General features: G+C 68.7%; 26 protein-coding genes. 8 read left to right on the forward strand and 18 right to left on the reverse strand.

Annotated elements, in window-relative coordinates; genetic code table 11:
* Position 1 precedes the first annotated feature (1 nt).
* The 7 genes from BO996_RS00465 to BO996_RS00495 form a co-directional block, all read right to left on the reverse strand.
* The gene (locus BO996_RS00465; protein WP_012202493.1) at positions 2 to 1,006 is read right to left on the reverse strand and encodes a glycosyltransferase family 2 protein; all 1,005 of its coding nucleotides are present in this window, start codon (positions 1,004 to 1,006) and stop codon (positions 2 to 4) included.
* The gene (locus BO996_RS00470) at positions 1,003 to 2,622 is read right to left on the reverse strand and encodes a glycosyltransferase family 39 protein (RefSeq protein WP_071953743.1); all 1,620 of its coding nucleotides are present in this window, start codon (positions 2,620 to 2,622) and stop codon (positions 1,003 to 1,005) included. The genes BO996_RS00465 and BO996_RS00470 overlap by 4 nt, the downstream gene beginning before the upstream one ends.
* 101 nt (positions 2,623 to 2,723) lie before the next feature.
* A complete protein-coding gene (locus BO996_RS00475) occupies positions 2,724 to 3,674 on the reverse strand; it encodes an AEC family transporter (RefSeq protein ID WP_012202491.1) in 951 nt (316 codons plus the stop codon).
* A gap of 128 nt (positions 3,675 to 3,802) precedes the next feature.
* Positions 3,803 to 4,162, reverse strand: a complete 360-nt coding sequence (locus tag BO996_RS00480) for a hypothetical protein (protein WP_071953744.1) — start codon at positions 4,160 to 4,162, stop codon at positions 3,803 to 3,805.
* Positions 4,163 to 4,260: 98 nt separating this feature from the next.
* The gene (locus tag BO996_RS00485; protein ID WP_071953745.1) at positions 4,261 to 4,662 is read right to left on the reverse strand and encodes a roadblock/LC7 domain-containing protein; all 402 of its coding nucleotides are present in this window, start codon (positions 4,660 to 4,662) and stop codon (positions 4,261 to 4,263) included.
* Positions 4,659 to 5,222, reverse strand: a complete 564-nt coding sequence (locus tag BO996_RS00490) for a GTP-binding protein (protein ID WP_071953746.1) — start codon at positions 5,220 to 5,222, stop codon at positions 4,659 to 4,661. Before BO996_RS00490 ends, BO996_RS00485 begins: the two co-directional genes overlap by 4 nt.
* Positions 5,219 to 5,965, reverse strand: a complete 747-nt coding sequence (locus BO996_RS00495; protein WP_043824313.1) for a hypothetical protein — start codon at positions 5,963 to 5,965, stop codon at positions 5,219 to 5,221. Before BO996_RS00495 ends, BO996_RS00490 begins: the two co-directional genes overlap by 4 nt.
* 281 nt (positions 5,966 to 6,246) lie before the next feature.
* Between BO996_RS00495 and BO996_RS00500 the strand changes: the two genes are divergently transcribed.
* The 4 genes from BO996_RS00500 to BO996_RS00515 all read left to right on the forward strand — a co-directional run bounded on the left by BO996_RS00500 (position 6,247) and on the right by BO996_RS00515 (position 10,751).
* Positions 6,247 to 8,316 (forward strand): ATP-dependent helicase, encoded by a 2,070-nt coding sequence (locus BO996_RS00500; protein ID WP_013800309.1) that lies wholly within the window; start codon positions 6,247 to 6,249, stop codon positions 8,314 to 8,316.
* Between the two features lie 17 nt (positions 8,317 to 8,333).
* Entirely contained in the window at positions 8,334 to 8,822 is a 489-nt protein-coding gene (locus BO996_RS00505; protein ID WP_071953747.1) for a hypothetical protein, read from the forward strand.
* A gap of 88 nt (positions 8,823 to 8,910) precedes the next feature.
* On the forward strand, positions 8,911 to 10,131 hold the full coding sequence (locus BO996_RS00510; protein WP_071953748.1) for a phospholipase A: 1,221 nt from the start codon (positions 8,911 to 8,913) through the stop codon (positions 10,129 to 10,131).
* A 167-nt stretch (positions 10,132 to 10,298) separates the two neighbouring features.
* Positions 10,299 to 10,751, forward strand: a complete 453-nt coding sequence (locus BO996_RS00515; RefSeq protein ID WP_071953749.1) for a hypothetical protein — start codon at positions 10,299 to 10,301, stop codon at positions 10,749 to 10,751.
* 25 nt (positions 10,752 to 10,776) lie between these two features.
* Here the strand turns inward: BO996_RS00515 and BO996_RS00520 are convergent, their stop codons facing one another.
* Entirely contained in the window at positions 10,777 to 11,247 is a 471-nt protein-coding gene (locus tag BO996_RS00520) for a universal stress protein (RefSeq protein WP_034397960.1), read from the reverse strand.
* Positions 11,248 to 11,382: 135 nt separating this feature from the next.
* Here BO996_RS00520 and tgt point away from each other — a divergent pair, with 135 nt between their 5' ends.
* On the forward strand, positions 11,383 to 12,555 hold the full coding sequence (gene tgt / locus BO996_RS00525) for a tRNA guanosine(34) transglycosylase Tgt (protein ID WP_012202481.1): 1,173 nt from the start codon (positions 11,383 to 11,385) through the stop codon (positions 12,553 to 12,555).
* Positions 12,556 to 12,600: 45 nt separating this feature from the next.
* Here tgt and BO996_RS00530 read toward each other — a convergent pair whose 3' ends face one another.
* Positions 12,601 to 13,551 (reverse strand): LysR family transcriptional regulator, encoded by a 951-nt coding sequence (locus tag BO996_RS00530; RefSeq protein WP_012202480.1) that lies wholly within the window; start codon positions 13,549 to 13,551, stop codon positions 12,601 to 12,603.
* 111 nt (positions 13,552 to 13,662) lie between these two features.
* On the opposite strand from BO996_RS00530, the gene BO996_RS00535 reads away from it, so the two are divergent.
* Both BO996_RS00535 and BO996_RS00540 read left to right on the forward strand, forming a co-directional pair.
* Positions 13,663 to 14,793 carry an aryl-sulfate sulfotransferase gene (locus BO996_RS00535; RefSeq protein WP_071953750.1) on the forward strand — a complete coding sequence of 377 codons (1,131 nt, stop codon included), beginning with the start codon at positions 13,663 to 13,665 and terminating at the stop codon, positions 14,791 to 14,793.
* A complete protein-coding gene (locus tag BO996_RS00540; RefSeq protein ID WP_071953751.1) occupies positions 14,790 to 15,788 on the forward strand; it encodes a Bug family tripartite tricarboxylate transporter substrate binding protein in 999 nt (332 codons plus the stop codon). Before BO996_RS00535 ends, BO996_RS00540 begins: the two co-directional genes overlap by 4 nt.
* A gap of 49 nt (positions 15,789 to 15,837) precedes the next feature.
* Here BO996_RS00540 and BO996_RS00545 read toward each other — a convergent pair whose 3' ends face one another.
* From BO996_RS00545 to BO996_RS00575, 7 genes are all read right to left on the reverse strand, one after another.
* Positions 15,838 to 16,614 carry a hypothetical protein gene (locus tag BO996_RS00545; RefSeq protein ID WP_232240440.1) on the reverse strand — a complete coding sequence of 259 codons (777 nt, stop codon included), beginning with the start codon at positions 16,612 to 16,614 and terminating at the stop codon, positions 15,838 to 15,840.
* A gap of 97 nt (positions 16,615 to 16,711) precedes the next feature.
* Entirely contained in the window at positions 16,712 to 17,872 is a 1,161-nt protein-coding gene (locus BO996_RS00550; protein ID WP_232240441.1) for a GGDEF domain-containing protein, read from the reverse strand.
* A gap of 160 nt (positions 17,873 to 18,032) precedes the next feature.
* Positions 18,033 to 19,247, reverse strand: a complete 1,215-nt coding sequence (locus BO996_RS00555; protein ID WP_065347391.1) for a GGDEF domain-containing protein — start codon at positions 19,245 to 19,247, stop codon at positions 18,033 to 18,035.
* A gap of 157 nt (positions 19,248 to 19,404) precedes the next feature.
* A complete protein-coding gene (locus BO996_RS00560) occupies positions 19,405 to 20,538 on the reverse strand; it encodes a zinc ribbon domain-containing protein (RefSeq protein WP_013800301.1) in 1,134 nt (377 codons plus the stop codon).
* 67 nt (positions 20,539 to 20,605) lie between these two features.
* On the reverse strand, positions 20,606 to 21,424 hold the full coding sequence (locus BO996_RS00565; protein ID WP_013800300.1) for a DUF2145 domain-containing protein: 819 nt from the start codon (positions 21,422 to 21,424) through the stop codon (positions 20,606 to 20,608).
* A gap of 8 nt (positions 21,425 to 21,432) precedes the next feature.
* A complete protein-coding gene (locus BO996_RS00570) occupies positions 21,433 to 21,903 on the reverse strand; it encodes a hypothetical protein (RefSeq protein ID WP_012202472.1) in 471 nt (156 codons plus the stop codon).
* 37 nt (positions 21,904 to 21,940) lie between these two features.
* Positions 21,941 to 22,414, reverse strand: coding sequence for a YiaA/YiaB family inner membrane protein (locus BO996_RS00575; protein WP_012202471.1), 474 nt, complete (start codon positions 22,412 to 22,414; stop codon positions 21,941 to 21,943).
* 310 nt (positions 22,415 to 22,724) lie between these two features.
* On the opposite strand from BO996_RS00575, the gene BO996_RS00580 reads away from it, so the two are divergent.
* Complete coding sequence (locus BO996_RS00580) at positions 22,725 to 23,909, forward strand: saccharopine dehydrogenase family protein (RefSeq protein ID WP_071953754.1); 1,185 nt, start codon at positions 22,725 to 22,727, stop codon at positions 23,907 to 23,909.
* Here BO996_RS00580 and BO996_RS00585 read toward each other — a convergent pair.
* A complete protein-coding gene (locus BO996_RS00585; protein WP_071953755.1) occupies positions 23,906 to 25,870 on the reverse strand; it encodes an MFS transporter in 1,965 nt (654 codons plus the stop codon). The genes BO996_RS00580 and BO996_RS00585 overlap by 4 nt on opposite strands.
* 11 nt (positions 25,871 to 25,881) lie before the next feature.
* Positions 25,882 to 26,706: a hypothetical protein gene (locus BO996_RS00590; RefSeq protein WP_071953756.1), complete on the reverse strand. Its 825-nt coding sequence runs from the start codon at positions 26,704 to 26,706 to the stop codon at positions 25,882 to 25,884.
* Positions 26,707 to 26,809: the final 103 nt, after the last annotated feature.

The following is a 26,809-nucleotide window of genomic DNA, read 5'->3' on the forward strand; positions in this document are numbered from 1 at the left end:
GCTAGTCCCGTGGCGCCAGCGGGCTGCGGTCTTCGTCGCGCGCCAGCAGGTAGGTGGGACGGCGCTTGACCTCGTCATAGATCCGGCCGATGTACTCGCCCAGGATGCCGATGGACATCAGCTGCACGCCCGAGAACAGCATGATGCTGGCCGCCAGCGTGGGCCAGCCGTCCAGCGGGTTGCCGAAGATCAGCGTCTCCATGGTGATCCACAGGCCGTAGAGCAGGGCCGCCAGCGAGATGATCCCGCCCACCACGCTCCACACGCGCAGCGGCAAGGTGGTGAACGAGGTCAGCCCCAGCAGGGCCAGCGAGCCCAGGCGCCGGAAATTGAAGCTGGACGCACCGGCCGTGCGGTCGGCCGGCACGAACGGCAGCGCCGCGGCCTTGAAGCCCACCCAGGCGTACAGGCCCTTCATGAAGCGGTGGCTCTCCGGCAGGGCCTTGAGCGCGTCGGCCACGCAGCGGTCCAGCCAGCGGAAGTCGCCGGCATTGGGCGGGATCTTCACCAGGTTGCCGGCATTCATGAGCCGGTAGAACAGGTTGGTGCCCACGCGCTTGGCGCCGCTTTCGGCGCCCCGGTCGGCGATCACGCCATAGACCATGTCGTAGCCGGACTGCCACAGCTCGCACATCTGGGGCAGCATCTCCAGCGGATGCTGGAAGTCGGCGTCGATCAGCACCACGGCGTTGCCGCGCGCATGGTCTATGCCGGCCGACAGCGCCGCCTCCTTGCCGAAGTTGCGCGACAGCGCCAGATAGCGCACGGGCAGTTCCTGGGCCATGCGCAGCGCGATCTCGTGCGTGGCGTCACGGCTGCCGTCGTTGACGACGATCAGCTCGTAGTCGGGTGTCAGCGTGCGCACCGTCGCGTCCAGGGCGCGCAGGAACGCCTCCAGGTTGCCCTCTTCATTGTGGGCTGGCACCACGCAGCTCAGCCGCAGCGGGGGGCGCGGCAGCATCCCCTTGGGAGCGGCCGGAGCAATGTCAGCATGCAATTCGGTCATAGGCCAGCATTGTCAGCGGGCTGGCTGCCCGCGCGCGGCAACACGTCAAAAACCGCATAGGCATAGGGACTGGGCCGAGGAAAACGCCATCGCGAGCGTTGCACCGTGAGCACACGCGCCTCCTGCGGCAGGCCCAGCTTCGCCAGCCAGGCCTGCGCCTGCTGCTCGCAGTCGCGCGATTTCGCGGTCGGGCCGGGCTCGCTGGCCACCGGGCCGCGCGGGCACAGCAGCAGCCCGGGCTGCTGGCGCCAGTCCGGCAGCGCCAGCACGCGCGCATATTCGCTGTCGGGCAGGCCGGGAATGGTGCGCAGATGCGGCTGGGCATAGAAAGACAGCATGGCGTTTTCCGCCCAGTCGCCGCCCACCCACTGCAGCGGCTGCTGCGGGTGGCGCTGGTTCCAGGACAGCACGATGGCCTGCGCCGCATCGGCCGCAGGGCGGTAGTAGTCGGAGCCGCTCTTGCGCGCATTGCCCCAGCCCGCGGCCACGCCAATCACCAGCACCACGGCCATGCTCGGCCACCAGGCGCGGCGCAGCGAGGCCAGGGCGGCCTGCGTCACGGCGGGCGCCTCGGCGTCCAGGTTGCGCAGCCACAGCAGCACGAAGGCATAGCCGATGGGAATGGCCCAGGGCGTGGACAGCTCCACCACGCCGGTGGCGCCAAAGCCCAGCGTCGCAAGCCAGGGCATGAGGGCCAGCCAGAACAGCGTGTCGCCGCGCCCCTGCCAGCACCAGCTGCGGCGCAGGAAACGCGCACTCCAGCGCAGCCAGCCGCCGCCTTGCTGGCGGGCCTGCATGAAGCCATACACCAGGCACACGGCCAGCCAGGCCGGCAGCCAGTAGAAGATGGGCGCCAGCGCAAAGCGCAGCACATAGCCCCACACCACCTGCCCGCCGCCCTGGTCCATGGCATAGCCCAGCGTCACCCACTGGTGGTGGGCAATCCAGGCCACATGCGGCGCCAGCGCCAGGCCAAAGGCTGCCAGCGCCACGTAGGGCCGAGGAGTGAGCAGCCACTGGCGCCCTTCACGCACCAGGAAGATGGGCAGCAGGAAACCGGCCAGGAACACGCCGCTGTAGTACTTGCTGAGCATGCAGGCGGCCGAGACCACGCCCAGCGCCACGCTGAAGGCCACGCCGCGCGCCCCCTTTTCCTGCCAGCTGGCCAGCAGCAGGGCCGCCGCCCAGGGCCACAGGGACAGCAGCTGGCTGTTGGCGTTGAACTTGCCGGCCAGCGTCGTATACGGAAAGCACCACAGCAACAGGGCCGCGCCCAGCGGCGCCAGGCGCGCCAGCCCCAGGCGCCTGCCCAGCACGTAGACGCCCCAGATGCCCACGCCCACATTGGCATAGGACAGCAGGCGATAGAAGCCGTCGTTCTGCGGGAACACCATGAACCACAGGCCGACCACCCAGGCGAAGAACGGCGGATGTTTGTGCGTGCCCAGCTGCAGCGGCTGGGCCCAGGCATAGTTCTCCAGCATGTCGTGGTAGCCGTCCAGATTGCCATTGGCCAGCCAGGACACCAGGGCCCAGAGCAGGCAGGCCAGCGTCACCATCCAGAGCAGGGCCGCGCCCGTGGGAACGCCTGCCGGGGCAGAGGGGGAGGATTTCATGCGATCCCGTCGAGGTGGTGAAAAAACATGGGCGGGATTGTAGTGAGCACCAGCATGCCCGTGCGGCCCGGGCCTGCCCCTCAGGTGTGCCCGGGGCCTGCTCAGGTCATCAGCGCCACGGCGCCCGAGAAGCTCAGGAAGGCCAGCACCGTGGACACCAGGATGATGCGGGCCACGCGCCCGCCGTGCGCCCCGAAGCGCTCGGTCAGCAGCGAGACATTGCTGGCGCTGGGCAGCGCGGCCAGCAGCACCAGCGCCACAAAGGCCTCTTCGCCGAGCGGCAGGCCCAGCGCCATGGCCGCACGGGCCACGGCCCAGACCAGCAGCGGGTGGACCAGCAGCTTGGCCAGCGCAATGGGCACGTAGTCGCGCGCGGCCACGCGCTCGTGGCTGTTCATCTGCGAGCGCGCCAGCACGGCGCCAATGGTGAACAGCGCCACGGGCGAGGCCGCGCCCGCCAGCATGGCCACGGTGCGGTCGATGGGGCCGGGCAGCGTCCAGCCTGCCGCCGAGGCCACGCCACCCAGCACGATGGCCCAGGGCATGGGATTGGCGGCCATGCCGGCAAACGCCCTGCGCAGCGCCACGGACACGCCATGCCCGCCCGGCAGCCCCAGGCGCGACAGCGCAATGCACAGCGAAGTGGTCACCACCATGTCGATGGCCATGGTGACGATGACCGGGCCCGCCGCACGCTCGCCCAGCAGCGCCACCAGCATGGGCACTCCCATGAAGCCGGTGTTGGGAAAGGCCGCCACCAGCGCGCCAAAGGCCGCATCGTTCCAGCCCACGCGCCGCACGGTCAGCGCCACGGTGGCACCCACCATCAGCAGCGCGCACAGCAGGTAGACCACGGAGACGCCCACATCCAGCAGCTGGGCAATCGGCGTCTGCGCGCCAAAGCGGAACAGCATGCAGGGCAGCGCGAAATACAGCACGAAGGCATTGAGCCCCGGTATCGCCGCCTGCGGCAGCACGCCACGCCAGGTGGCCGCAAAGCCGCAGGCCACAAGCGCGAAGAAGGGGAAGGTGATCAGCAGGACGGACAGCACGCGGCGATTCTGGCAGCAAGCCGGTGCCGCTGCCGCGCGCCCGTGTCACCGCGCGGACGCCGGGCGAAAAAAAACCTGCCGGAATCCGCATCCGGCAGGTCGGGCGTGAGCGCAACAAGCGCGTGCGCTTACAGCGCCAGGTCCTTCTCGACTTCCTGCACCTTGCGGCGGGCCAGCGCCAGATTGGAGCGGCTCTTGTCCAGCACCAGGTAGAAGAACACACCTTCATGGGCGGCCACGGGCCGGATGATGTGGTACTGGTGCGTCAGGGTGATCAGGATGTCGTCGATGGCGTCATCGAGCTTGAGCATGCGCATGGTCTTGAGCTTGGCGCGCACCACCTCCGTGTTGCCGGCAGCGGCCAGCTCCATGTCGAGGCCGGAGCCCACGCTGCCCATGAGCATGCCGCTGGTGCTGTCCACCAGGGCCGCGCACAGGGCGCCATCGATGCCCAGCAGGCCGTTCAGAGAATCATGTATCGAAGCCATATGCCACCTTTTCAAATAGCAAGGGCAGGCTGTGCGATGGACCACCGCGCCCGCTCCTCGGGGGAAGAAAACCAAACTTCTGCAGCGGATGCCGCGGATCAGGAACGGGACAGTTCGGAGGCCACTTCGCCCGCCGCCCACAGCGCGCGGCCCAGCAGGGCGCTTTGATCGACCACCATGCACAGGATGGCCGGCTGGTTGCCGGACACGGCCTGGAAGAGGACGGTGCCCAGCTCGGTCTCGAAGGTCAGCCGCCGGCAGGACTTGTGGCCTATCTCGGTGGCCACGGCCCTGGCCATGGCCATGAGCGAGCCCGCCATGGCCGACAGGCGCTCCGTCGGCAGTTCGCTCCTGACCCGCAGGGAGGTGATCTCGAAGCCGTCAGGCGTGCACAGCAAGGCGATGTGCACGCCCTCCAGCGGCGCCACCACGCGGTGGAGCACATCGCTGCCAGCTTCGATCAGAGAGGGAGGAATCCGGGGAAGCGTTGGTGTCTTCATACCTGACTTTGCAAGGAAAGCAAGGAAACGAGCACCCCCAGCGCATCCAGCAACTGCTGCCGGTCACGGGGGTCCGCCTGGATGACAGGCACTATACCGTGACCTCTGTCCGCCAAGGCGCTGCTGAATGCTTCCTGCTGTTGCTCGCTGGCATCACGGCAACTGACCACCACCACCAGGGGCCCGGATTCCAGAGAGGCGATCTCGGCCAGGCACTGCGCCGCGTAGTCCGGTGCGCTGACGTCGCAGACATCCACCATCAGCAGCACGCCCACCGAGGCATTGAGCACCCAGCGGCGCACGAAGTCGAAGCGTTCCTGCCCCGGGCTGCCCACCAGCTGCAGCCGCTCTCCACCGCCCAGGTCGATCTCGCCGAACTCGGCACCCACCGTGGTGAATTCCTTGGAATGGGAGGCCCGGTCCAGATTGGGCACATCCGCCGCCGCCATCAACGCGCCGCACAGGCTGCGCAGGGCCGTGGTCTTGCCTATGCCCATGGGGCCCACCAGGCTCACCCGTACCAACCCGGCAGCAGGCTGCGCGTTCATCCACAGGCTCATGCCACGCCTCCGCGCCGGATCCATCCGGCCAGCTTCTGCACCCACTGGCGCGGCAGCCCGGCCACCGCGGCAGGCGCCTGTGCGCGGCTGCCGCGCAGCGGCGGGAGATCGTTTTCGCGCGCGGGCCGCAGGCTGCACTCCAGCAGGCTGCGCAGCCGGGGATGGCGCAGCAGTTCGGCCACGGCGCGGGCCTGCATGCCGCTGTGCTCGCACAACAGGGCCACCTCCATGGGGCCACGGCACAGCATGGCCAGGGCACGCAGGCATTCGGAGTTGTTCCACGGCGCGGGCAGCGCCACCCAGGCCTTGAGCTGGAAGCGGTAGCGGCAGTCCACGCCCTGCTGCTGCAGATCGTCCAGCGCCCGCGCCAGCGTATGCGACGTCGCCACCTGCTGGCGCACCGTCCAGTCCATGAGGAAGACGGCCGCCCGGTCCAGCATGTCGATCAGGTCGGACAGCGTGAAATTCATGTCCAGATAGGTGGCCAGTCGCTGCTGCGTGCGCTCCAGGTGCTGTCCCTGGGGCACTCCACCCACGTAGACCACGCAGGGCATCCACCCTGCAGCCTCGGGCGCGGGCATGTTGCCATCGACGACCAGCACCTGGGCGCTGACCAGGGGCACCTGCCGCCAGCCGCGCAGCGACTTGCGGGACGCCACGGCGAACAATGCCTCAAAACGCTGCTTGAGCAGAGGAGACCACAGCTCGGCAGCCAGGCCGATCTCGTCTGTAGTGCGAGCCATCTTTGACACCTCACCGGATAGGAACTGAAATGGACAAACCAGATTCGCCCGTGACAGAACATCGGCGAAGACTGATATTTTGGATAGTTTTTACACATTACTCACTTGATTTAATGTGAACTTTTCTATTTAGACCAACGCCGCCACAGTACGGACCAGAGTGGCCGCGAGATTTGTCGCCGAATTCCAAGGGTGCTTACACATGGCCTGATGGCCTCGATCCCCGAAGCGGTATGCTCCCGCTTCCCTCACTTTCACGCCTTTCCCCGCGCAACGCACCCATGTCCGCAGGACTCAATCTGGCCCAGCTCCAGGCCGTCCACTACACCGAAGGCCCCTGCCTGGTTCTGGCCGGCGCGGGCTCGGGCAAGACACGCGTGATCACGCACAAGATCGGGCGCCTGATCGAGATGGGCATGGCGCCGCGCCGCATCGCGGCCATCACCTTCACCAACAAGGCCGCAGCCGAAATGCGCGAGCGCGCGGCCGGCCTCATCGGCCGCCAGGCCAAGGACGTGCTGGTGTGCACCTTCCACGCCCTGGGCGTGCGCATGGTGCGCGAGGACGGCCATGTGCTGGGCCTCAAGCCCCAGTTCAGCATCCTGGACGCCGACGACGTGACGGGCATCCTCAAGGACTGCTCGGGCGGCACCACCGACCTGGCCACGGCGCGCCAGTGGCAGTGGACCATCAGCAACTGGAAGAACGCCGGCTGGGACAGCCGCAAGGCCCTGGCCATGGCCCAGGACGACAACGAGCGCAGCACGGCGCTGATCATGCAGCGCTACGAAGAGCGCCTGACCGCCTACCAGAGCGTGGATTTCGACGACCTGATCGGCATGCCCATGCGCCTGCTCAAGAACCACATCGAGGTGCGCGAGAAATGGCAGCGCCTGCTGGGCCATGTGCTGGTGGACGAATACCAGGACACCAACGCCACGCAGTACGAGCTGCTCAAGATGCTGGTGGGCAGCCGCGCCCACTTCACCGCCGTGGGCGACGACGACCAGAGCATCTACGGCTGGCGCGGCGCTACGCTGGACAACCTCAAGAAGCTGCCGGTGGAGTTCCCGCAGCTCAAGGTGATCAAGCTGGAGCAGAACTACCGCTCCACCTCGGCCATCCTGCGCGCGGCCAACAACGTCATCCAGCCCAACCCCAAGCTCTATCCGAAGACGCTGTTCTCGGAGCTGGGCGAGGGCGAGCCCGTGCGCATCGTGGACTGCGACACCGAGGAGCACGAGGCCGAGCGCGCCGTCGCCCGCATCCAGAGCCTGCGCGCGGCCAGCAACCCGCCGCCGGACTGGAAGGATTTCGCCATCCTCTACCGCGCCAACCACCAGGCCAAGCCCTTCGAGAAGGCCTTGCGCAAGGCCAGCATTCCCTACAAGGTCTCGGGCGGCACCAGCTTCTTCGACCGCGCCGAGATCAAGGACCTGTGCGCCTGGTTCCGGCTGTGGATCAACAACGACGACGACCCCGCCTTCCTGCGCGCCATCGGCACGCCCAGGCGCGGCATAGGCCACACCACGCTGGGCAAGCTGGGCGAGTTTTCCTCGCAGCACAAGCTCAGCATGTTCGGCGCCCTGTTCGCGCACATGCTGGAAGCGGCCCTGCCCAAGAAGGCGCATGACAGCCTGCTGGAGTTCGGCCGCTACATCAACGACCTCGAATACCGCGCCCGCCACACGCTGGGCGCCGAGCAGTCGCGCGGCTTCATGCTCGACTGGCTCAAGGAGATCGGCTACGAGCAGTACCTCTACGACAGCGAGGACAGCGAATCGGTCGCCGCCGCGCGTTGGAGCAACGTGCTGGAGTTCTGCGACTGGATGTCCCAGCGCGCCGGCGGCCAGATCGAGGATGCGGCGGGCACGACCACGCACACCGAGGTCAAGAGCCTGCTGGAAGTGGCGCGCAACATCGCCCTGCTGTCCACCATCAGCGAGCGCGAGAAGGAGCAGGACATGGTCATCCTGTCCACCCTGCACGCCTCCAAGGGCCTGGAATGGCCGCATGTGATGCTGGTGGGCGTGACCGAGGGCATGCTGCCCTTCAAGCTCGACGACGACAACGGCCGCCAGCAGAAGGTCAGCGACGAAACCGCCCAGCGCCTGCAGGAAGAGCGCCGCCTCATGTACGTGGGCATCACGCGCGCCCGGCGCTCGCTGGCCGTGAGCTGGACCAAGCGCCGCAAGAAGGGGCGCGAGATGGTCTCCACCCTGCCCAGCCGCTTCATCAAGGAAATGGGCCTGGACGCCGCCACCTCGCGCGAGGACCCGCGCGAGAAGCTGCGCCAGCTGCGCGCAGAGTTCGCCCTCAAGGCGCAGCAGTCCACGCCCGCCGACTCCTGATTCCAGAAAGACACAGCATGCGTTTTTACCGCCCCGTTCTCAGCCTGTCGCTGGTGGCCGTGACCACCGCCTGCTCCAGCACGGACCTGCAGACCACCACCCGGCCCACCCTCCAGGCCGCGCCCAAGGCCGCCCGCGCTGCCACCGCCCTGCCACACGCCCCATGTCCCGGCGACGAGGAGATGAAGGACAGCCAGCTGCAGGGCGAATGGACGGGAACCGTCGAAGGCCAGTCCCAGCCCGTGCGCCTGCAGCTGGGGCCGCACCCCCAGTGGAAGGGCAACGTCAAGGGCACGATCGCGCGCGGCGCAGACACCCGCCCCATGGTCGGCGACGTGGCCGATGACCACATCACGCTGGAAGAAAGCGCCGACGGCAAGCGCATCACCGCCACCTGGCTGGGCGATGTCGTCGAAGGCAGCTGCGCCCGCGAGATCCGCGGCAACTTCATCGAAGGCGACGATGCGGCGCCCCGGCCCTTCGTGCTGCGCAAGCTCGCGCCTTGACCGGCCCCCGAGCCTGCACACGAGCCCCCTGCTCCCTCTTCACTCATTACCCCTTACTCTTCGCTCCTTCCATCACCGGACCCAAGCCATGACGACTCCTACACACCTGGATCGCCGCAAGCGCCCACGCCGCACGCCGACACCCCTGCAGTGGGCCCTGGCCATGGGACTGGGCGCCACGCCCTGGCTCGGCGCCCAGGCACAGACCGCGCCCCGCCCCCTGTCCGAGGACGCCTGGCGCCAGTGCGCCGCCACCACGGACAACCAGTCTCGCCTGGCCTGCTTCGACACCTGGGCCCAGCAGCAGCAGCCGCTGACCGCGCCGCCGGCCACCGGCTGGAGTGCTCCGGCCGCCAGCGCCGCAGCCGATCCTGGCGCCCTGCCCACGCCCGCCCCCGTGGTGACGGCCGACAGCGGCCAGGGCCTGGCGCTGCCCACCACGCCCACCAACGGCGGCTGCCGCGACCCGCGCTACAGCGAGCTGTCGCGCTACTTCGAGCTGGAACCGGGCAGCGACTGCGGCACCTTCAGCTTCCGCGGCTACCGGCCCATGTCCGTGTCCGTGGTGACGGCCGACCATGTCAACCGGCAGCCCACCACGCCCGGCAAGGACCCTGCGCAGTCGCAGCCCTACAAGACCGAGGAAATGCGCGTGCAGCTGTCCGTGCGCACCAAGGTCGCCCAGGGCCTGCTGACCAGCAGCACCTCGGCGGGCAAGGACTCGCTGTGGGTCGGCTACACCCAGCAGTCGTACTGGCAGCTGTTCAGCCCCGCCATCTCGCGGCCCTTCCGCAACACGGACCACGAGCCCGAGATCTTCTACGTCTACCCCACCGATGCCCGGCTGCCCTTCGGCTGGCGCTGGCGCTACAGCGGCGTGGGCCTGGTGCACCAGTCCAACGGCCAGAGCGATCCGCTGTCGCGCAGCTGGAACCGCTGGTATCTGATGACCGGCTTCGAGCTGGACAACCGCTGGCAGCTGCACGCCAAGGCCTGGCAGCGCATCCGCGAAAGCGCCGAGCACGACGACAACCCGCGCATCCAGGACTACATCGGCCGGGGCGAGGTGAAACTGGGCTGGAACGTCAATGCGCAGAACTATCTGGGCTTCACTGCGCGCGGCTCGCTGGGCCAGGGCCGCGGCTCGGGCCGCGTCGAATGGCTGCGCACCCTAGGCGAAGGATGGAACGGTGGCAAGAGCAATTTGCGCCTGCATGTCCAGCTTTTCAGCGGATACGGTGACAGCCTGATCGATTACAACTACAAGCGCACCGTGCTCAGCGTGGGTTTCAGTCTTCTGGACTTCTAGAAGACCGGCCCTCGCGGGGCACGCTTTGCCGCTTGCCCTTCGCGGGGAAGCCCCGCCCCGCTGGCTGCATTGCCAGCGGCCGGGGCCATGCGTCAGAATGCGCCGATGCCCCGGGCCTTTTCAGGCAGGCCCGGAACCCGCCCCAGAACGAACCGCGGAGGTCCGCCATGGATTTGCAATACCAGCTCAAGGCCGGCAATTACTGCCTGTACGACATGCGCGAGACGCCCAGTGCCATCACGGGCGAGCGCCGCTGCCGGCTCAGGACCGAGCTGGTGGCCATTGCCTTCGACCTGGTCACGGGCCAGGTCCATGAGCATGGCTCGCCCACGCGCATCCATGCCTGGGCGCTGTGCACGCGCAGGCGGCTGCGCGCGGCCGGCGACTGGGACCAGGCCGACAGCATCGTCGTGGTCTCCGGGCCCCTGCCGGTGGATGAGATCAACAAATGCCTGGGCATACGCGGCTACTGCCGCCGCATGTTCCAGCGCCTGGCCAGCCTGCCGCACGGCAAGCTGCAACCCCACGCGCATGCGCACGCTCATGGTGCCTACGGAGCTTATGGTGCCCATGCAGGCCGGCACCAGTCCCATCAGGGCCAGCAACGGCGGGCCGCCTGAAAGCCCGCGCGCGCCCGGCACCACCTCACTCGGGACCCAGGTCCTCTTCCCCTTCTTCATCGTGCGGCTCGGCATGCTTGACGATGGTCACGGGCAGCCGGCTGTTGCGTGCCACCTCGCGCGAGACCGAGCCGATCAGCACGCGCCGCAGGCCGCCCTGGCCCAGTGCGCCGATGATGATCTGCTCGCAGCCCGTGCTCTCGGCAATGTCGGCCAGCGCGGCGGCGGGCTCGCCCAGGCCGATCTCCACCTCGTAGGAAATGCCGGCCGCCCGCACCAGGGCCACGGCCGGCGCCACCAGGTGCATGCCGGCGTCCACGCTGGCGGCGGCGATCATGTCCGAGTCCTGCGTGGCCAGCTCGAACAGCGAGGCTTCCTGCTGCACATGGGCCAGCACGAAATGCGCCTGCAGGCCCTGGCGCACCAGGGAGATGGCGTGGTGCACGGCATCCAGCGAGGGCTCGGACCCATCGACGGCAATCATGATCTTCAGCATGCGGACCTCCTTTTTTGTAGCTGGCGAATCGCAACCACCCCAGTGTAGACGCGGGCCGGCTAAGCCAGACGGGCTCCGGGGACAGTCACGGAGCGTCCGACACGCACATGCGGCCATCTGGGACAATGGAGGGCTATGCTGCAATTCGACCTGCTCAAGACCGATCCCTCCAGCCACGCGCGCCGCGGCCAGCTCACGCTCAACCACGGCGTGGTGCAGACACCCATCTTCATGCCCGTGGGCACCTATGGCACCGTCAAGGGCGTGATGCCGCGCAGCCTGCAGGAGATGGGCGCGCAGATCATCCTGGGCAACACCTTCCACCTGTGGATGCGCCCGGGGCTGGACATCATGCAGAGCTTCGGCGGCCTGCACGGCTTCGAGAAGTGGGACAAGCCCATCCTCACCGACTCGGGCGGATTCCAGGTCTGGAGCCTGGGCGCCATGCGCAAGATCACCGAGGAAGGCGTGCACTTCGCCAGCCCGGTCAACGGCGACAAGCTGTTCATGTCGCCCGAAGTCAGCATGCAGATCCAGACCGTGCTGAACTCGGACATCGTCATGCAACTGGACGAATGCACGCCCTACGAGACCAACGGCCACAAGACCACCGAGGCCGAGGCGCGCAAGAGCATGGAGATGAGCCGCCGCTGGGCCAAGCGCTCCAGCGACGAGTTCCAGCGCCTGGGCAACCCCAATGCGCTGTTCGGCATCGTGCAGGGCGGCATGTACGAGAACCTGCGCGAGGAATCGCTGCAGGCCCTGGTCGAGATGGACTTCCCCGGCTACGCCGTGGGCGGCGTCTCGGTGGGCGAGCCCAAGGACGAGATGCTGGCCATCATGGCCCACACGCCCCACCGCCTGCCGGCCCACAAGCCGCGCTACCTGATGGGCGTGGGCACGCCCGAGGACCTGGTGCAGGGCGTGGCCGACGGCGTGGACATGTTCGACTGCGTCATGCCCACGCGCAATGCGCGCAACGGCACCATCTTCACGCGCTATGGCGACCTGAAGATCCGCAACGCACGCCACAAGACCGACCACCAGCCGCTGGACCCCAGCTGCACCTGCCATGCCTGCGCAGGCACCAGCGGCGTGAGCTGGGAGCAAGGCGGACGCGACGGCTTCTCGCGCGCCTACCTGCACCACCTGGACCGCTGCGGCGAGATGCTGGGCCCCATGCTCACCACCATCCACAACCTGCACTACTACCTGAACCTGATGCAGGAAGTGCGCAATGCGCTGGAGGCGGGCAACTTCACTGAAATGCGCGCACGCTTCAAGGCCGAGCGCGCCCGGGGCGTCTGACGCCCCGCAGCCGATCGTTCAGGTCACTCAGGTGGCCAGGGTCGCTCAGGTCGCCAGGTCCTTGAGCGACCAGGACACGCCGGTCTCGAAGCCGGCGCGCATCTCGTCGGCCACGCGCTCCAGCTCGTCCAGAAACAGCCGCATGGCGGCTGCCTTGGTGTAGCCGATGCGCTGGTACAGGCAGCCGGGCAACTGCGCACCTGCGTCGTGCAGGGGCCGCCAGAGCAGGCGGCCGGCCGCCACATCCTCGGCCACGTTGTCGGGCACCAGGAATCCCAGGGCCGTGCTGCCGGCCACCAGGCGCCGCACCATGGGCACGGAGCTGGTCTCCACCAGCGGCCGCTGCTGGTGCAGGGCCGCGCTGTCCATCTGCTCCAGCATGCTGCGCAACTCCATGCCCGGCGCCATCAGGATCAGCGGATAGTCCACACAATCGCGCAGGCGCAGCAGGCGCGGCTCGGTGGCCAGGGGATGACCGGGGGCCATCACCGCGCCCAGCGGCTGGGGCCAGGCGCGCACCTCCTGCACGCCGGGCGGCGGCGGGCGGCGCAGGCAATAGGCCACATCGATCTCTCCCTGCGCCACGCCGCGCAGCAATTCCTCGCCCGTGCCCGAACGCACGCTGAAGGTAATGCCCGGATAGCGCCCGTGCAGGCTGGCGATCACCAGGGGCAGCAGGTACTCGGCCGTGGCATGGGACACGCCCACGCGCACATGGCCCCGGCGCAGGGCGCGCAGGTCCTCCACCTGGGCCAGCGCGTTGTCGAAGTCACGCTGGCTGCGCCGCACGGCCGCCAGCATCAGCTCCCCGGCCGTTGTCAGCTGCATGCCGCGCGGCAGGCGGTCGAACAGCGGCACGCCGACCTGGGCCTCCAGATTGAGGATTTGCTGGTTCACGGCGGCCGCCGTCAGGTGCAGCGTGACGGCGGCCTTGCGCACCGAGCCACGGCGCGCCACCTCGTCAAAACAGCGAAAGGCCTGGGAGATTGCGGGCATGGCGCGGAGTGTAAATTTTTATCTGACACCTCATCCAAAACAAACAGCTATTCCTGACGCTTGCGACTGCCTAGAGTGGCGCTCATTCCCGGCCTCCTTTGAAAGCAGCCCATGGCAAGCACCGTAGACCAAGTCACCCAGCGCCGCCGCGGCGTCGGACTCATCGCCCACGACCCCGCCCTCTCGGCCGGCGGCTACACCCTGATCGCGCCGCAGACGGCCGACGGCCATGTCTACCTGGTGGACATCGAAGGCCGCGTGGCCCATGAATGGAAGCTGCCCGTGCGCGCGGGCCGGCACGCCGTGATCCTGCCCAACGGCAACCTGGGCTACAACGGCAACCACCCCCGCTCGCCCGATCGCTATGCGCCATGGTCCATGTGGCATGGCGGCGATTTCTACGAGGTCACGCCGCAGGGCGAGATCGTCTGGCGCCACGAGGACCCGGACCACCACCATGACGCGCAATGGCTGCCCAACGGCCATCTGCTCTATGCCGCCTGCGCGCCCGTGCCTGCGGGCTTTGCCGAGCGCGTGCCCGGCGGCACCGCGCATGGGCCCGGCGAGGTGATGTACGGCGACGTGATCCGCGAAGTGGACCGCAGCGGCCGCCTGGTCTGGGAATGGAAGGCCTGGGAGCATCTGGCGCCCGAGGACTTCCCCATCCACCCGGGCTTCGGCCGCTACCACTGGCCGCTGGTCAACGGGCTGGGCGTGAGGGCCGACGGCAGCGTGCTCATGAGCCTGCGCACCACCTCCGGCATCATTGCCGTGGACAAGGCCAGCGGCGCGGTGACGCTGCACATTCCACCCTCGGTGGTCTCGCACCAGCATGCGCCCGTGGCGCTGGACAACGGCCACATCCTGGCCTTCGACAACGGCAACTTCCGCGAAGGCGCCCATGTGGCCTTCTCGCGCGTGGTGGAGATCGATCCTGCCGACCACCGCGTGGTCTGGAGCTACCAGGACGAGATGGTCAACGCCTTCTACACCGCCTTCATGGGCAATGCCCAGCGCCTGTGGAACGGCAACACCCACATCACCGAATCGGCCACGGGCCGGCTCTTCGAGGTCACGCCTGCGCGGGAGGTGGTCTGGGAATACATCCTGCCCTGGTTCGCCGAGTACCCCGATGCCGCAGCGCGCCGCACCGGCCCCGGACGGCTCAACAGCGTGTTCCAGACCTGGCGCTACCACGCGGACCAGCTGCCCTGGCTGGGCGCCGCCGGGAGGCTGTCATGAGCCTCAACCGCAGGCAAATGGCGGCCTGGATGCTGGGCGCGCCCTGGCTGTCACCGGCAGCCCGTGCGTCCACGGCTGGGGCCGACGCCTGGCCCAGCCAGCCGCTGACCGTGGTCGTGCCCTTTTCGCCGGGCGGCAGCGTGGACGTGGCCGCGCGCCTGGTCATGCCGCGCCTGGCGGAGCGGCTGCGCCAGCCCGTGGTCATAGAAAACACCGTGGGCGCCTCGGGCACCATCGCCACCCAGCGGGTGATCAAGGCCAGGCCGGACGGTCATACCGCGCTGTTCGGCGTGGCCAGCTGCGTGCTCATTGCACCTCTGGTGTCGCCAGAGCGCTTCCGGTATGACGGCCTCAGGGAACTGCTGCCCGTGGCGCCCGTAGCCTCTTCGGCCTTCGTGCTGGCAGGCCGCCCCGACCTGCCAGCCACCACGGCGGCCGAACTCGTGCAGCTGTCGCGCCAGCAGCCGGGCCGGCTGACCGTGGGCACCGATGGCGTGGGCACCAGCCTGCACCTGACCGCAGAAATGCTCCAGCAACAGGCCGGCCTGTCATGGACGCATGTGCCCTACAAATCCGGCCCGCAGGCGCTGACCGAGCTGGCGGGCGGGCAGATCGACCTGGCCGTGCTGCCCGTGGCCCTGGTCCAGTCCTTCGTGCGCGAAGGCAAGCTGCGCGGCCTGGGCGTGACCTCGCGCCTGCGCGCTGCCACCTTGCCGCAGACACCCAGCCTGCAGGAAACGCCGGTCTGGCAGTCCTTTGATGTCGAGGCCTGGCAGGGCCTGCTGCTGCCGGCCCGCACCGACGCCCGCATTGCCGAGCGCCTGGCCCGCGAGACCGCAGCCGTGCTGGCCGAGCCGGATCTGGTGCGCAAGCTCGCCGAGGCCGGCTTCAAGCCCATGGCCATGGAGCAAGCCCAGTTCATTGCCCACCTGGAGCGGGAGAGAAAGCTGCTGGAGGCCACGGTGCATGCCGCCCGCCTGCAAGGCACAGGCTGACCCGGCCAGGCCAGGCCAGGCCCGGCCAGGCCAGGCGCTGCTTGCGGTGCTACTGCAGGGCGCCGGGCGAGACAAACAAGAGGTCGGCCATCTGCACCAGGGTCCGGCCCCGGGTCAACGGGTAGGAGGGCGAAGGAGACAACGCGCGCGGCTGCAGCCGGAAAAAGGCCTTGCCGCCACAGCGCTGGCCCAGCATCTCGAACTCGGCGCCTTCCAGGCGGCAGTCCACCTGCAGGCCCGGTGCGGGCTCATGGGCGATGCCAGACAGCTGCGACAGGCGCTGCAGCGCATCGGGCTCGGGCAGCACGGTGGTTTCGGCACTGCCATCGACATGCTGGACATGCACGGGCCGGCCAGCCAGGACCTTGAGCGGATACACCAGTTCCAGGCCTGCCCGCCCGGCGCGCATGCCCCGCTGCAGGCCGCCGTCGACATCCCCCTGGGCACGCGCCCAGCACGTGAAGCTCAGTCCGCGCGCCGAACCCACGATGCGCACGCGCCAGGCCAGGCTCAGCTCCTCGCAGTCCACCACCGTTTCGTAGAAGGCCTCGAAGCGGCCGGCCCGCTCGCGCAGGCTCAGTTCGCCCGCGCCATGCACACAGCGGTCACCTTGTCCGTCGCGCGCCACAAAGGCCATGGAGCGCAGGATGTCGACGCCGCCATAGCGGACATTGCGCAGGCCGCCGTCGGCCAGTTCGGCGCGGAGCGGGCCGGCCTGCAACTGGCGGGGGCCGGACTGCAGATGCCTATCCCAGCCTTGCGCAGACACCACGATGCCAGCGCCCTCGGGCCCGTTGCCGGCGATTTCAGCGAACCATTGGTTCATATTTGCACCCTTGTCCATTCCGAGCATGGATGCCGATGCTATGGACGATCGGTGCGCATGAATAACGATGTTTTCTGTCACCCGTCGTGAGCTGCACTCACAAGCGGTCAGGCATTCCGGCATCAGTCCGGGGGGCCGGGGCGCCGCTCAAGGCCTGCGGGGCCTGCTGCGGCTCCAGCACCGTGCAGTTGCGGCCCTGGGCCTTGCCACGGTAAAGCGCCGCATCGGCACGTGCAATGGTCGCCTCCACCGACTCGCCCGCGCGGTACTGCGCGGCGCCCAGCGTGCAGGTGACGCGGGCGCCCTCGCCCAGGGTCTGCGTCCACGGGGCTTCGGCAATGCGCAGGCGCAGGCGCTCCAGCAGTTCGCCGGCCTGGGCCAGGTCGGTGTCGGGCAGCACCAGCAGGAACTCCTCACCGCCATAGCGGCCCACGCCATCGGCACTGCGCAGCTGCGACTTCAGCAGCGTTCCGAAGGCGCGCAGCACGCGGTCGCCGCCCTCATGGCCAAAGCTGTCGTTGATGCGCTTGAAGTGGTCTATGTCCAGCAGCGCCACGCACAGCACCGTGCCACGGTCGTGGGCGGCGGTGCGCACCTCGTGCAGCCGCTCGATCACGCCCCGGCGGTTGCTGACGCCGGTCAGGTCGTCATGGCGCAGCAGGGCCTCGATCTGCGCCAGCGCCGTGGCCAGCTTGTCATTGGCGATGCCCAGCCGGTACTGCATGCTGCGAAAGAAAGTGGCCTGCACGCTGCAGCGCACCACGGCACCGAGCACCACGCCGAAGGCCAGCAACTGGCCTGCAGCCGTGTCCGTGGTCATGCGCATCAGCGGCCCCCGCCAGAGAATGATGGCCGCCACGGCGATGAGCGTGCCTATCCAGGTCAGCCAGAAGCTGGTACGGCTGCGCGCCAGGAAACCGTCGGCGCTGAAGGCGATCAGCATCACCATGGACTGGAACGCCAGCGCAGGGGCGGCCATGACCATGCCCAGCACGCCGATGATGGACACCAGCTGGTGCGTGAGGAACATGCCGGGATCGCGCAGCCTGTGGCACCAGTCGCTGGCATAGGCCCAGGTGATGAAGCCCATGCCCGCCGCCACCCACAGGCCATAGCCCAGCACCACGGCCCAGGGCGCATAGCCGGCCCAGGCATGGCCCAGAAACAGCAGCAGCGCATAGATATGGCTGACCAGCACGGAGATGTGCAGTTGCCAGGTGCGGCGCTTCCAGCGCTCCAGGTGCAGCGCCTCGTCCACCAACGGCGACGCCGGCTTCGGCCCCCACAGGAGACGATCCGGGAAATTCCGAGAAATGGAGGAAAGCACGGGCATGCGAAGAAGCGCGGCGGGCCGGCGGCCCTCATGGGCGCCCATTGTGACCGCATCCGGGAAATCCCGGGGATTGCATCCTTCTCGCCTAGGAGGTACGAGGCGGCCGCACGTCCTCGGCCACCACGATCTGGTTGCGCCCGCAGGCGCGGCCATGCGCGAGGGCCGCTTCGGCACGCTGCACCAGCCGCTCCGAGGTTTCGCCCGCCTGGAACTCCGCCACGGCCAGGGTCAGGGTCAGCGGGTCCTTGTCGGGGTCGGGGATGGGCTTCTCGCTCCAGTGCTGCTGGCGCACGCCCTCGCGCACGCGCTGCAGCGCCCAGACGGCCTGGACGGAGGCGGTATCCGGCATCACCAGCATGAAGGTGTCATCGCGGTAGCGGCCTATGCCGTCCACCGTGCGCAGGTGGGTGACCAGCAGGCCGCTGAGCATGAGCAGCACCCGGTCCTGCAGCGATGGTCCCTTGTGCGGCGGGTGCACGCCCGCACGCTCCACCCAGGGGTCCAGCTCCAGCAGCACCACGCAAAACGGTTCGGGCTTGCGCGCATGGCGCTCGCGCAGGCCATCGACGGCATCCATCAATCGCGAGTAGTTGGCCACGCCGGTCAGCGTGTCGCGCCCCGTGGGCAATTGCAGCGAGCCCACGCGGGTCTGCAGCTGCTGCACATCGTCGGCCAGCTGGCCGCAGTAGCTGGACAGCTGCGCCAGTTCCTCGGTGTACTGGCGCTGCATGCGGCTCAGTGCCTGCCACAGGGCCAGCGCATGCACGGCCAGCGGCAGCAGCACGCTGGCCAGCCACAGAATGCGCACGGCGACCGAGCCCGGTGCCATCTGCGGCATGGGCCTGGCCACCACCACGGCGCAGAGCATGGCCAGCATGGCGCACAGCAGCACGATCTGGCCTGCGGGCAGGTGCAGCGCCTGCTCGCGCTCGCCATCCCAGGGCAGCCAGGCGATGGCGGCCAGCCACAGCAGGGCAGAGGCCCAGGCCAGCGAGGGCTGCCAGGCCGCCAGCAGCAAGGCCATCGTGGCCTGTATCCAGCCGTGGCCGCGCAGCGTCCGGGTCAGCGGCAGGCCCGCAGCATGGCAGCGCCAGACCCAGGCCATGCCGGCCAGGGCCGACAGCGCGGCGTAGGCCGCCCAGGCTTTCCATGAAGAAGGGCCGGCCAGCACATGGCCGGCCAGCAGGGCAGCCCCCACGGCCCAGGCCGCCAGGGGAAGAAGATGGGCGGACGCGCCGGCCGGTGGGTGGGCGGGCTGCGCTGGCGTGTGTTGTGGGGGATACGGCAGCTGGCGTGACATGGCATCCTCGCTGAAGACATCTGCGCCCCGGCCGAGCGCGCAAGCCATGGTGTACCACAACCCCGCGCAGCTTCAAGGGTCTTGCCGGCCCCGGCCGACACCGCCACAGCCGCCGCCAGGGCCGCTTCAGGCGGGGGTCAGGCGGGCTCAGCCAGACTCAACCCGGTGCCGGCCCGGCCTCCTGCACGGGAGGCAGGGGAGCCACGGCAGGCGCAGCAGACGTGGAAGGCAGCACGGCTCCCGGCTTCCTGCGGTTGCCATCGGCCTGGGTGCCGCAGCTGTGGCAATAGTGCACAAAGGCGCTCTTGCGGGTATTGCAGCTGCCGCAACGGTCGAACAGGCCTATGCCGCAGTGGGGGCAGAAATCGATGGCGCCGTCCTTCAGGTCCACGGGGCGCTCGCAGCCCGGGCATACGCCCTTGGCCAGGCGGGCCAGGGCCACGTCGTAGCCCAGTTCCTGGCGCCGCTGCGTCTCGGGCAGTGACTCCTGCTGCTTTTGCCGCTCCAGGTAGCGGTTCAGGCCCAGAATGGCCGCGCGCCCCAGCAGTACCGTCACCACGATGCCGACCACATAGCGCACGTAGCCGCCGTAGTCGGGCAGGTAGGGCACGAGTTCGACGAAGAAGGCGAACAGCGCAAAGAAGATGAAGCCCCAGACAAAGGGCCACCAGGTGCTCTTGCGCTGTTTGGCGAACAGCCAGCCGGCCACCAGCAGCAGGGGCAGGGTCAGCGCCAGGCGGTAGAGGAAGACGCGCAGCTCGATGGCGCGCATCTCCTTGCGCCAGGCCTCCATGGCACCGTCGCGCAGACCGTCCCATTGGCGGTTGGCCGCGTCCAGGCGCTGGCGTGCCTGCAGGCTGGCGTCCTGCAGCCGCTCCACGGAGGCGCGTGCGGTGTTCTCTTCCTGCTTGATGGCATCCAGCGCCTGGGTGCGCGACAGCAGCTCGCTGTCCTGCTCGGGCCGGGCCGTGGCGCGGCGCGTGGCCACCCAGTTGTCGAAGGTCTCGCGCGCCGAGCGGTAGCGCGCCTGCGTGGCCTGGTACTTGAGGCGCGCGTTCTGCAGCGCCGTCTCCGCCTTGTCGTGATCGGCATCGGCGGCCTTGATCTCGGCCTTGACGGGCTCGGCCGCAGCGGGTGCGATGAAGTCCTCCACCGTGCGCGGCGACTCGACCTGGGGCAGATCCCCCACCACCAGGCCGCCCAGGCCGATGAGGAAGGACGCGAACACCACCGCCACCAGCCACAGGCCTCGGCGGAACCATTTCTCGGGCAGACGCAGTGCCTTGCTCATGGGGAAACTCCTGTTTCAGTGGCCTGCGGCCGAGGAAGACCGCAGGCGAAGGAAAAGCCGGTCCGGCTCAGGGCAGCACGCGCACCGGACCCGCCAGCTGGCTGCGCTGCAGCCACTGCGTCACCGATTCCACGGTCACGGTCTCTATGCGGCTGGCATAGCGCTTGTCGTTGGGATGGTCGTCGAAGGCGATGTTGGCAGCCGTCACGCGCCCGCCCAGCCGCGACAGCGCACGGATGACCAGCACGCCGGGCTCGTAGCCCTTGAACTGCAGCCAGGCCTGGGCCTGCTCGCGCCGCTGCACCGTGGCCGGCTCCATGGCGGCGGCCAGGGTTTCGGTGGCCCACTGGTTGGACTGCTGGTAGCGCTGGCCCCAGGCATAGCTGACCATGCTGTAGGGCTCGTGCTGCAGGCGCAGCACGGTCTGGGGCTGGGTCAGAAAGGTCCACAGCGCCTGCTGCACGGCGGGCGTGGGCACCTGAACGCCGGCCTCGTAGCGCCACAGGTCGTCTAGGAAGAATTCGCCCAGGCCCTGGCGGTAGACATGGCCGCCGGCCGTGCCGCATTCGTTGAGCTTGTGCGCCACGCGCCAGGGGCCTTCGGGGGTCCTGTAGGCCCAGCCGTAGTGCGAGTAGTGCAGGTCGTACTTGCTCAGGTCCTGGCCCACGCGCGCCAGCAGCACGACACGGGTGCCGTTCTTCGCATATTCGGCATCCAGCGCCTGGGATGTGCGCTGGGCCAGGTCCAGCCCCTTTTGCAGGGATTGGGGGGTGAGGGGCTTGTCCTCGCAGCTGCGCCCTGCATGGGCCGTGCCCAGCGCGGCGGCCAGCAGCAGCACAAGGCAGGCGGCACGGGCCACAGGGGAAGGGGAAAGAGGCGGTTTCATGGCAGACATCACAGGCGTTCGTTGTGCAGCAGGGCCTTGCCCATCTCGTTGGGAATGAAGGCCAGCACCTTGCCGGCCGCCGAGATGACAACGCCTGCGCCGATCACGCTGCAGGTCAGCACCGTGCCCACGGCATAGGCCGAGGCGGAGGCGCCCCGCCCCACCACTTCCACGCTGGCCTGGGCGCCGTCGGAGGCACGCTCGAGCAGATAGACCGTGCCCGTGGCCGAGGCCTGCACCGCCTTCACGGTCAGCACCGCGCCGCCCACCGACAGCGCGGCCGGCAAGGCCACCACGGCGCCAGCGGCCGTCGAAGCCACCGAAGCCGTACCCACCACGGAGGCCACGGGCAGCATGGACAGCGCCACGGAGGCCTCGCTTTGCGCATGGGCAGGCGCCATGGCCAGGGCTGCGCACAGCGCGCCAGCGGTCAGCAGGGCACGCGGCAGGCGCGCGAAAACGGATTGGTTGACCATCATTGCTTGGACTCCTGGAAATGCGGGGAAGGGGTGGACATCACTCGGCGTCGGCCGGTTGCGCGGCCTCGCGGCGGCCATGCATGCGGGCCTGCGCCAGGTCGGCCTCGTGGCGGTCACGCAGCATCTTGGCCAGCGTGAAGGCGGTGGTGATGAGATAGAGCCAGCTCACGCCAAGGAAGGCCTTGTAGGTCACGTTGATGTCCATGCTCACCAGCCCCCAGCCAGTCAGCGCCATGGACACGGCAAAGCCGCCCCAGACCACCAGCTTCCACATGGGCGTGTCGCCTGCGCCGCTGCGGCCGCCCTCGTTGTCCCGCACGAACTTGGCCAGCACGAAGGCGGCCGAGAGGCAGAACACATAGCCCATCACCATGAAGGCCTGCTCCAGCTGCTCGCCGGGCAGCCATGCCAGGCCGATGGCGCACAGCGAGACCGCAATGCCGAACGACACCCACACCTGCAGTTGCCAGGCCCGGGTATCACGCTGAACGACGATGGGAGAAGAGGACATTTGCCGAGGTGCCCCTCAAGGGCATTGGTTGAACACGGGACGCATGGTGCCCAGACGTAACTTGCGTGTCTGCATTCAACCGTAACAGTGGCCAGACACAGGCCATCGAGTATCTCCAAACGGTACTTTTCAAGTTTTTGACTGTTGTTTACGCCCCAAAAAGTTCCCGCATGTGACACCAGCACACAGACCATCGGGCGCGGCACCTGGGCGACAGGAACCCTGCGGCGCGCCACAGACAATGCGCCCACCCCGGCTGCAGTGCAGCGGGCAATCGCACGTTCGCCACGCTGATTGATGGAGATCTCCCATGACCAAACCCTTTGACCTCGTCGTCCACGGCGCCACCGGCTTCACGGGCCGGCTGGTGGTGGAGTACCTGCTCAGGCGCTACCCCGCAGGCAGCGGCCTGCGCTGGGCCATGGGCGGGCGCAATGCCGACAAGCTCGCGGCCGTGCGCGACGAGCTGGGCGCGCCCGCCGATACCCCGCTGGTGGTGACCGACACCGGCAATCCCGCAAGCCTGCAGGCGCTGATGGAGCAGACCCGCCTGGTGCTGACCACGGTCGGCCCCTATCAGCTCTACGGAAACGAACTCGTGGCCGCCTGCGCCAGCGCCGGCGTGGACTATGTGGACCTGTGCGGCGAGCCAGCGTGGATGCGCAAGATGATCGATGCACACGAGGCCGCAGCCCGGGCCAGCGGCGCGCGCATCGTGTTCTCCTGCGGCTTCGATTCCATTCCCTTCGACCTGGGCGTGTTCATGCTGCAGCGAGAGATGCAGGCCCGCTTCGGCCAGCCCGCCCAGCGCGTGCGGGGCCGGGTGCGCAAGATGAAGGGCCCGTTCTCGGGCGGCACGGCGGCCAGCCTCAAGGCCACCATGGCGGCGGCCGCCGCCCAGCCGGGCGTGCTGGAGCTGCTGCGCAATCCGTTCTCGCTCACGCCGGGCTTCGAGGGCCCGCGCCAACCGTCCGGCAGCAAGCCCATGGTGGACGAGGTGCTGGGCCTGTGGGTGGCACCCTTCGTGATGGCGGCCATCAACACGCGCAACGTGCACCGCTCCAACTTTCTGCTGGGCCATGCCTATGGCGCCGACTTTGTCTACGACGAGATGATGGTCACAGGCGCGGGCGAAAAGGGCGAGGCCCTGGCCAACGCCGTGGCGGCAGACAAGTCGCTGGGCGCGGACGACGGCCCCCAGCCTGGCGAGGGGCCATCGCGCGAAGAGCGTGAATCGGGCTTCTACGACGTGCTGTTCATCGGCACCGACACGGCCGGCCACAGCCTGCGCGTGGGCGTCAAGGGCGACCGCGATCCGGGCTACGGCTCCACGTCCAAGATGATCACCGAGGCCGCCGTCTGCCTGCTGCAGGACGCCCCGGACACGCCCGGCGGCATCTGGACCACGGCGCCCGCCATGGGCAACGCGCTCATCGCCAGGCTCAAGGCCAATGCCGGCCTGAGCTTCACGGTAGAGGAACAGAACCCCTCTTAAGCCGCCAGCAGCCGCTGCACGCGCTCGCGCAGCAGCGCGGGCTGCACCTCGGCCTGGGCCATGGGCTGGCCCACGTTCAGGCCCACGCGGTTGAACAGGCCACGGCGGAAGGGCCGCACCATGGCGCCGCCCTGCTCGATACGGCTGAAGTACGAACCCCAGAGATTGGTCAGCGCCATGGGGACCACGGGCACCTGCAGGCCATCGGCCTGGGCGCGCTCGATGATCTTCATGATGCCGCCCCGGAACTCCTGCAGCTGCCCGTCGCGCGTGATGCCGCCCTCGGGGAAGATGGCCAGCAGATCACCCTCGCGCAGCACCTGGGCGGCGCGCTCGAACGCAGCCTCGTAGGTGGCGGGGTCTTCCTTCTGGGGCGCGACGGGGATGGCCTTGGCCAGGCGGAACAGCCAGCCCAGCACGGGCACGCGGAAGATGCGGTGGTCCATCAGGAAGTAGATGGGCCGGGGGCTGGCGGCCATGAGCAGCACGGCATCGACAAAGCTCACATGGTTGCAGGCCAGGATGGCAGCGCCGGTGGCCGGAATGTGCTCGTCGCCCTGCACCTTGAAGCGGTACACGAAGCGCGAGGCCACCCAGGCCACGAAGCGCAGCAGGTACTCGGGCACCAGCAAGAAGATGTAGGCCGCCACCACGGCATTGGCAATGCCCGTGATCAGGAACACCTGGGGAATGCTGAAGCCCGCCGCCAGCAGCGCGCCGGCCAGCACGCTGGAGGCGATCATGAACAGCGCGTTGAGGATGTTGTTGGCCGCGATGATCCGCGCGCGGTGCGTGGGCTGGCTGCGCATCTGGATCAGCGCGTACATGGGCACGCTGTAGATGCCGGCCGACAGGGCCAGCATGCCCAGGTCGGCCATCACACGCCAGTGCGCGGGCTGGGCAAAAAAGGCACCCACGCCCATCAGCTCGGAAGCCGGCAGCGCGCGCGAGGCAAAGAACAGGTCCACGGCGAACACGCTCATGCCGATGGCGCCCAGCGGCACCAGGCCGATCTCCACATGGCGGCGGCTGAACACCTCGCACAGCAGCGAGCCCGTGCCGATACCCACCGAGAACACCACCAGCAGCAGCGAGGCCACATGCTCGTCGCCATGCAGCACCTCCTTGGCAAAGCTGGGGAACTGGGCGAGGAACACGGCGCCGAAGAACCACATCCAGCTGATGCCCAGCAGCGAGCGGAACACGGCGGGCTGCTCGCGGGCCAGTTGCAGGTTGCGCCAGGTTTCGGTGAAGGGGTTCCAGTTGATGACCAGGTGCGGATCGGTGGCCGGCGCATTGGGGATGAACTGCGCAAAGATCCGCCCGATCACCGCCAGCGCCAGGCAGGCCACGGCCACCTGCATATGGCCCACCTCGGGCACGGCCACCAGCAGGCCGCCTGCCACGTTGCCCAGCAAGATGGCCACGAAGGTGCCCATCTCCACCATGCCGTTGCCCCCCGTCAGCTCGCGCTCGCTGAGCACCTGGGGCAGGTAGGCGAACTTCACGGGGCCGAACAGCGTGGAGTGCAGGCCCATCAGGAAGACGCAGCCCAGCAGCAAGGGCACATTGGCCTGGATGAAGCCCCAGGCAGCCAGCGCCATGATGGCGATCTCCAGGTTCTTGACCAGGCGGAACATGCGGGTCTTGTCCCACTTGTCCGTCAGCTGGCCCGAGGTGGCCGAGAACAGCAGGAACGGCAGGATGAACAGCGCCCCGATCACCAGCCCCGCCATGGCCGAAGGCAGCCAGGAGACGCTGAGCTGGTAGGTCACCATCACGGTGAGCGCGAACTTGAACAGGTTGTCGTTGGCCGCCCCCGAGAACTGCGTCCAGAAGAACGGCGCAAAGCGCCGCTGGCCCAGCAGGGCAAACTGGTTGGGGTGCTCGTGCGCGGCCGATGGCACGGCGCCGGCCGTTGCGGTGGGGGCAGACGGGCTGCCGGTCTCTTGCTGGAACATCTTGTCTTCCCTCAACGGTTGGTGGCGCCGCCGTGGCCGCACGCATCGGCGCACATTGTGCCCGTACTGGCCATGCGCGCCGTGCCGGCCGCACGCAGCGCGGCGATCACGGGCAGGGCGGCGGCCGCCGCCACCACATGCTTGAGGCTGTGGCCGGACACCAGCCCGGCCGTGGCCTCGAACACGGCCGCATCGCCCCACTCCAGCAGCTTGGCCGCGCCATACCAGGCAATCACCACGCCCAGGCGCAGCGCCAGCGCGCCATGGCGCGGCGCCACGCAGGCCAGGCCCAGCACCGCCAGCATGCCGCCGCCCTGCACCAGCGCCCAGGGCAGCAGGTTGCCGCCATGCAGCCAGACCAGCACCGAGGCCACGGCGGCGACCAGCATGGCCACTGCGGCGCGCACGGCCACGCGGTCGGCAATGCGCGATTGCAGTGCCAGCCCCAGCATGCCGGCAAAGGCCATGGACATGCCCAGCCGGTCGCCAGCCAGGGTGGCATCGTGGGGTGCCCAGTGGTAGACGGACGAACCTATGGCCGAACACGCCAGCCCCGTGAAGAACAGCGCGGCCAGCCAGCGCAGGGCCGGCGCCAGCGCTTGGCTGCGCCGGTCCAGCAGCAGGCGCGCGCCCGCCACGGCGGCCCAGGCAAAGCCCAGGTTGCTGAGCACATCCAGCGCATGGGGCAGCGCCCCCCAGGCGCGCTGGTCGGCAAACGCGTGAAAGTCCTGCGGCTGCGGCACGGCGGGGCCAAGCCAGGCGGCCAGCAGCAGCAGGGCAGCGCCCCAGTACAGCGCGCGCAGGGCGGCGGCCGGTGAAATCGATACGGATGGCATGTGTTGCTCCTCGTGAAAAGTGAGGCGGAGTGTGGCGAGCCATCGGCCCTTCCAGCATCGTTTTTCTGCACCCGCCGCGCAAACCAGCACCTCGGGTATCGAT

The sequence above is a fragment of the Delftia sp. HK171 genome, assembly GCF_001886655.1.
Taxonomy (GTDB): domain Bacteria; phylum Pseudomonadota; class Gammaproteobacteria; order Burkholderiales; family Burkholderiaceae_C; genus Comamonas; species Comamonas acidovorans.

What these genes read in the sequence shown, in the direction of transcription:
- BO996_RS00465 (WP_012202493.1), bottom strand. Translation starts at nt 1,006, where the DNA reads ATGACCGAATTGCATGCTGACATTGCTCCGGCCGCTCCCAAGGGGATG.
- BO996_RS00470 (WP_071953743.1), bottom strand. Translation starts at nt 2,622, where the DNA reads ATGAAATCCTCCCCCTCTGCCCCGGCAGGCGTTCCCACGGGCGCGGCC.
- BO996_RS00480 (WP_071953744.1), bottom strand. Translation starts at nt 4,162, where the DNA reads ATGGCTTCGATACATGATTCTCTGAACGGCCTGCTGGGCATCGATGGC.
- BO996_RS00485 (WP_071953745.1), bottom strand. Translation starts at nt 4,662, where the DNA reads ATGAAGACACCAACGCTTCCCCGGATTCCTCCCTCTCTGATCGAAGCT.
- BO996_RS00490 (WP_071953746.1), bottom strand. Translation starts at nt 5,222, where the DNA reads ATGAGCCTGTGGATGAACGCGCAGCCTGCTGCCGGGTTGGTACGGGTG.
- BO996_RS00495 (WP_043824313.1), bottom strand. Translation starts at nt 5,965, where the DNA reads ATGGCTCGCACTACAGACGAGATCGGCCTGGCTGCCGAGCTGTGGTCT.
- BO996_RS00500 (WP_013800309.1), top strand. Translation starts at nt 6,247, where the DNA reads ATGTCCGCAGGACTCAATCTGGCCCAGCTCCAGGCCGTCCACTACACC.
- BO996_RS00505 (WP_071953747.1), top strand. Translation starts at nt 8,334, where the DNA reads ATGCGTTTTTACCGCCCCGTTCTCAGCCTGTCGCTGGTGGCCGTGACC.
- BO996_RS00510 (WP_071953748.1), top strand. Translation starts at nt 8,911, where the DNA reads ATGACGACTCCTACACACCTGGATCGCCGCAAGCGCCCACGCCGCACG.
- BO996_RS00515 (WP_071953749.1), top strand. Translation starts at nt 10,299, where the DNA reads ATGGATTTGCAATACCAGCTCAAGGCCGGCAATTACTGCCTGTACGAC.
- BO996_RS00520 (WP_034397960.1), bottom strand. Translation starts at nt 11,247, where the DNA reads ATGCTGAAGATCATGATTGCCGTCGATGGGTCCGAGCCCTCGCTGGAT.
- tgt (WP_012202481.1), top strand. Translation starts at nt 11,383, where the DNA reads ATGCTGCAATTCGACCTGCTCAAGACCGATCCCTCCAGCCACGCGCGC.
- BO996_RS00530 (WP_012202480.1), bottom strand. Translation starts at nt 13,551, where the DNA reads ATGCCCGCAATCTCCCAGGCCTTTCGCTGTTTTGACGAGGTGGCGCGC.
- BO996_RS00535 (WP_071953750.1), top strand. Translation starts at nt 13,663, where the DNA reads ATGGCAAGCACCGTAGACCAAGTCACCCAGCGCCGCCGCGGCGTCGGA.
- BO996_RS00540 (WP_071953751.1), top strand. Translation starts at nt 14,790, where the DNA reads ATGAGCCTCAACCGCAGGCAAATGGCGGCCTGGATGCTGGGCGCGCCC.
- BO996_RS00545 (WP_232240440.1), bottom strand. Translation starts at nt 16,614, where the DNA reads ATGAACCAATGGTTCGCTGAAATCGCCGGCAACGGGCCCGAGGGCGCT.
- BO996_RS00555 (WP_065347391.1), bottom strand. Translation starts at nt 19,247, where the DNA reads ATGTCACGCCAGCTGCCGTATCCCCCACAACACACGCCAGCGCAGCCC.
- BO996_RS00560 (WP_013800301.1), bottom strand. Translation starts at nt 20,538, where the DNA reads ATGAGCAAGGCACTGCGTCTGCCCGAGAAATGGTTCCGCCGAGGCCTG.
- BO996_RS00565 (WP_013800300.1), bottom strand. Translation starts at nt 21,424, where the DNA reads ATGAAACCGCCTCTTTCCCCTTCCCCTGTGGCCCGTGCCGCCTGCCTT.
- BO996_RS00570 (WP_012202472.1), bottom strand. Translation starts at nt 21,903, where the DNA reads ATGATGGTCAACCAATCCGTTTTCGCGCGCCTGCCGCGTGCCCTGCTG.
- BO996_RS00575 (WP_012202471.1), bottom strand. Translation starts at nt 22,414, where the DNA reads ATGTCCTCTTCTCCCATCGTCGTTCAGCGTGATACCCGGGCCTGGCAA.
- BO996_RS00580 (WP_071953754.1), top strand. Translation starts at nt 22,725, where the DNA reads ATGACCAAACCCTTTGACCTCGTCGTCCACGGCGCCACCGGCTTCACG.
- BO996_RS00585 (WP_071953755.1), bottom strand. Translation starts at nt 25,870, where the DNA reads ATGTTCCAGCAAGAGACCGGCAGCCCGTCTGCCCCCACCGCAACGGCC.
- BO996_RS00590 (WP_071953756.1), bottom strand. Translation starts at nt 26,706, where the DNA reads ATGCCATCCGTATCGATTTCACCGGCCGCCGCCCTGCGCGCGCTGTAC.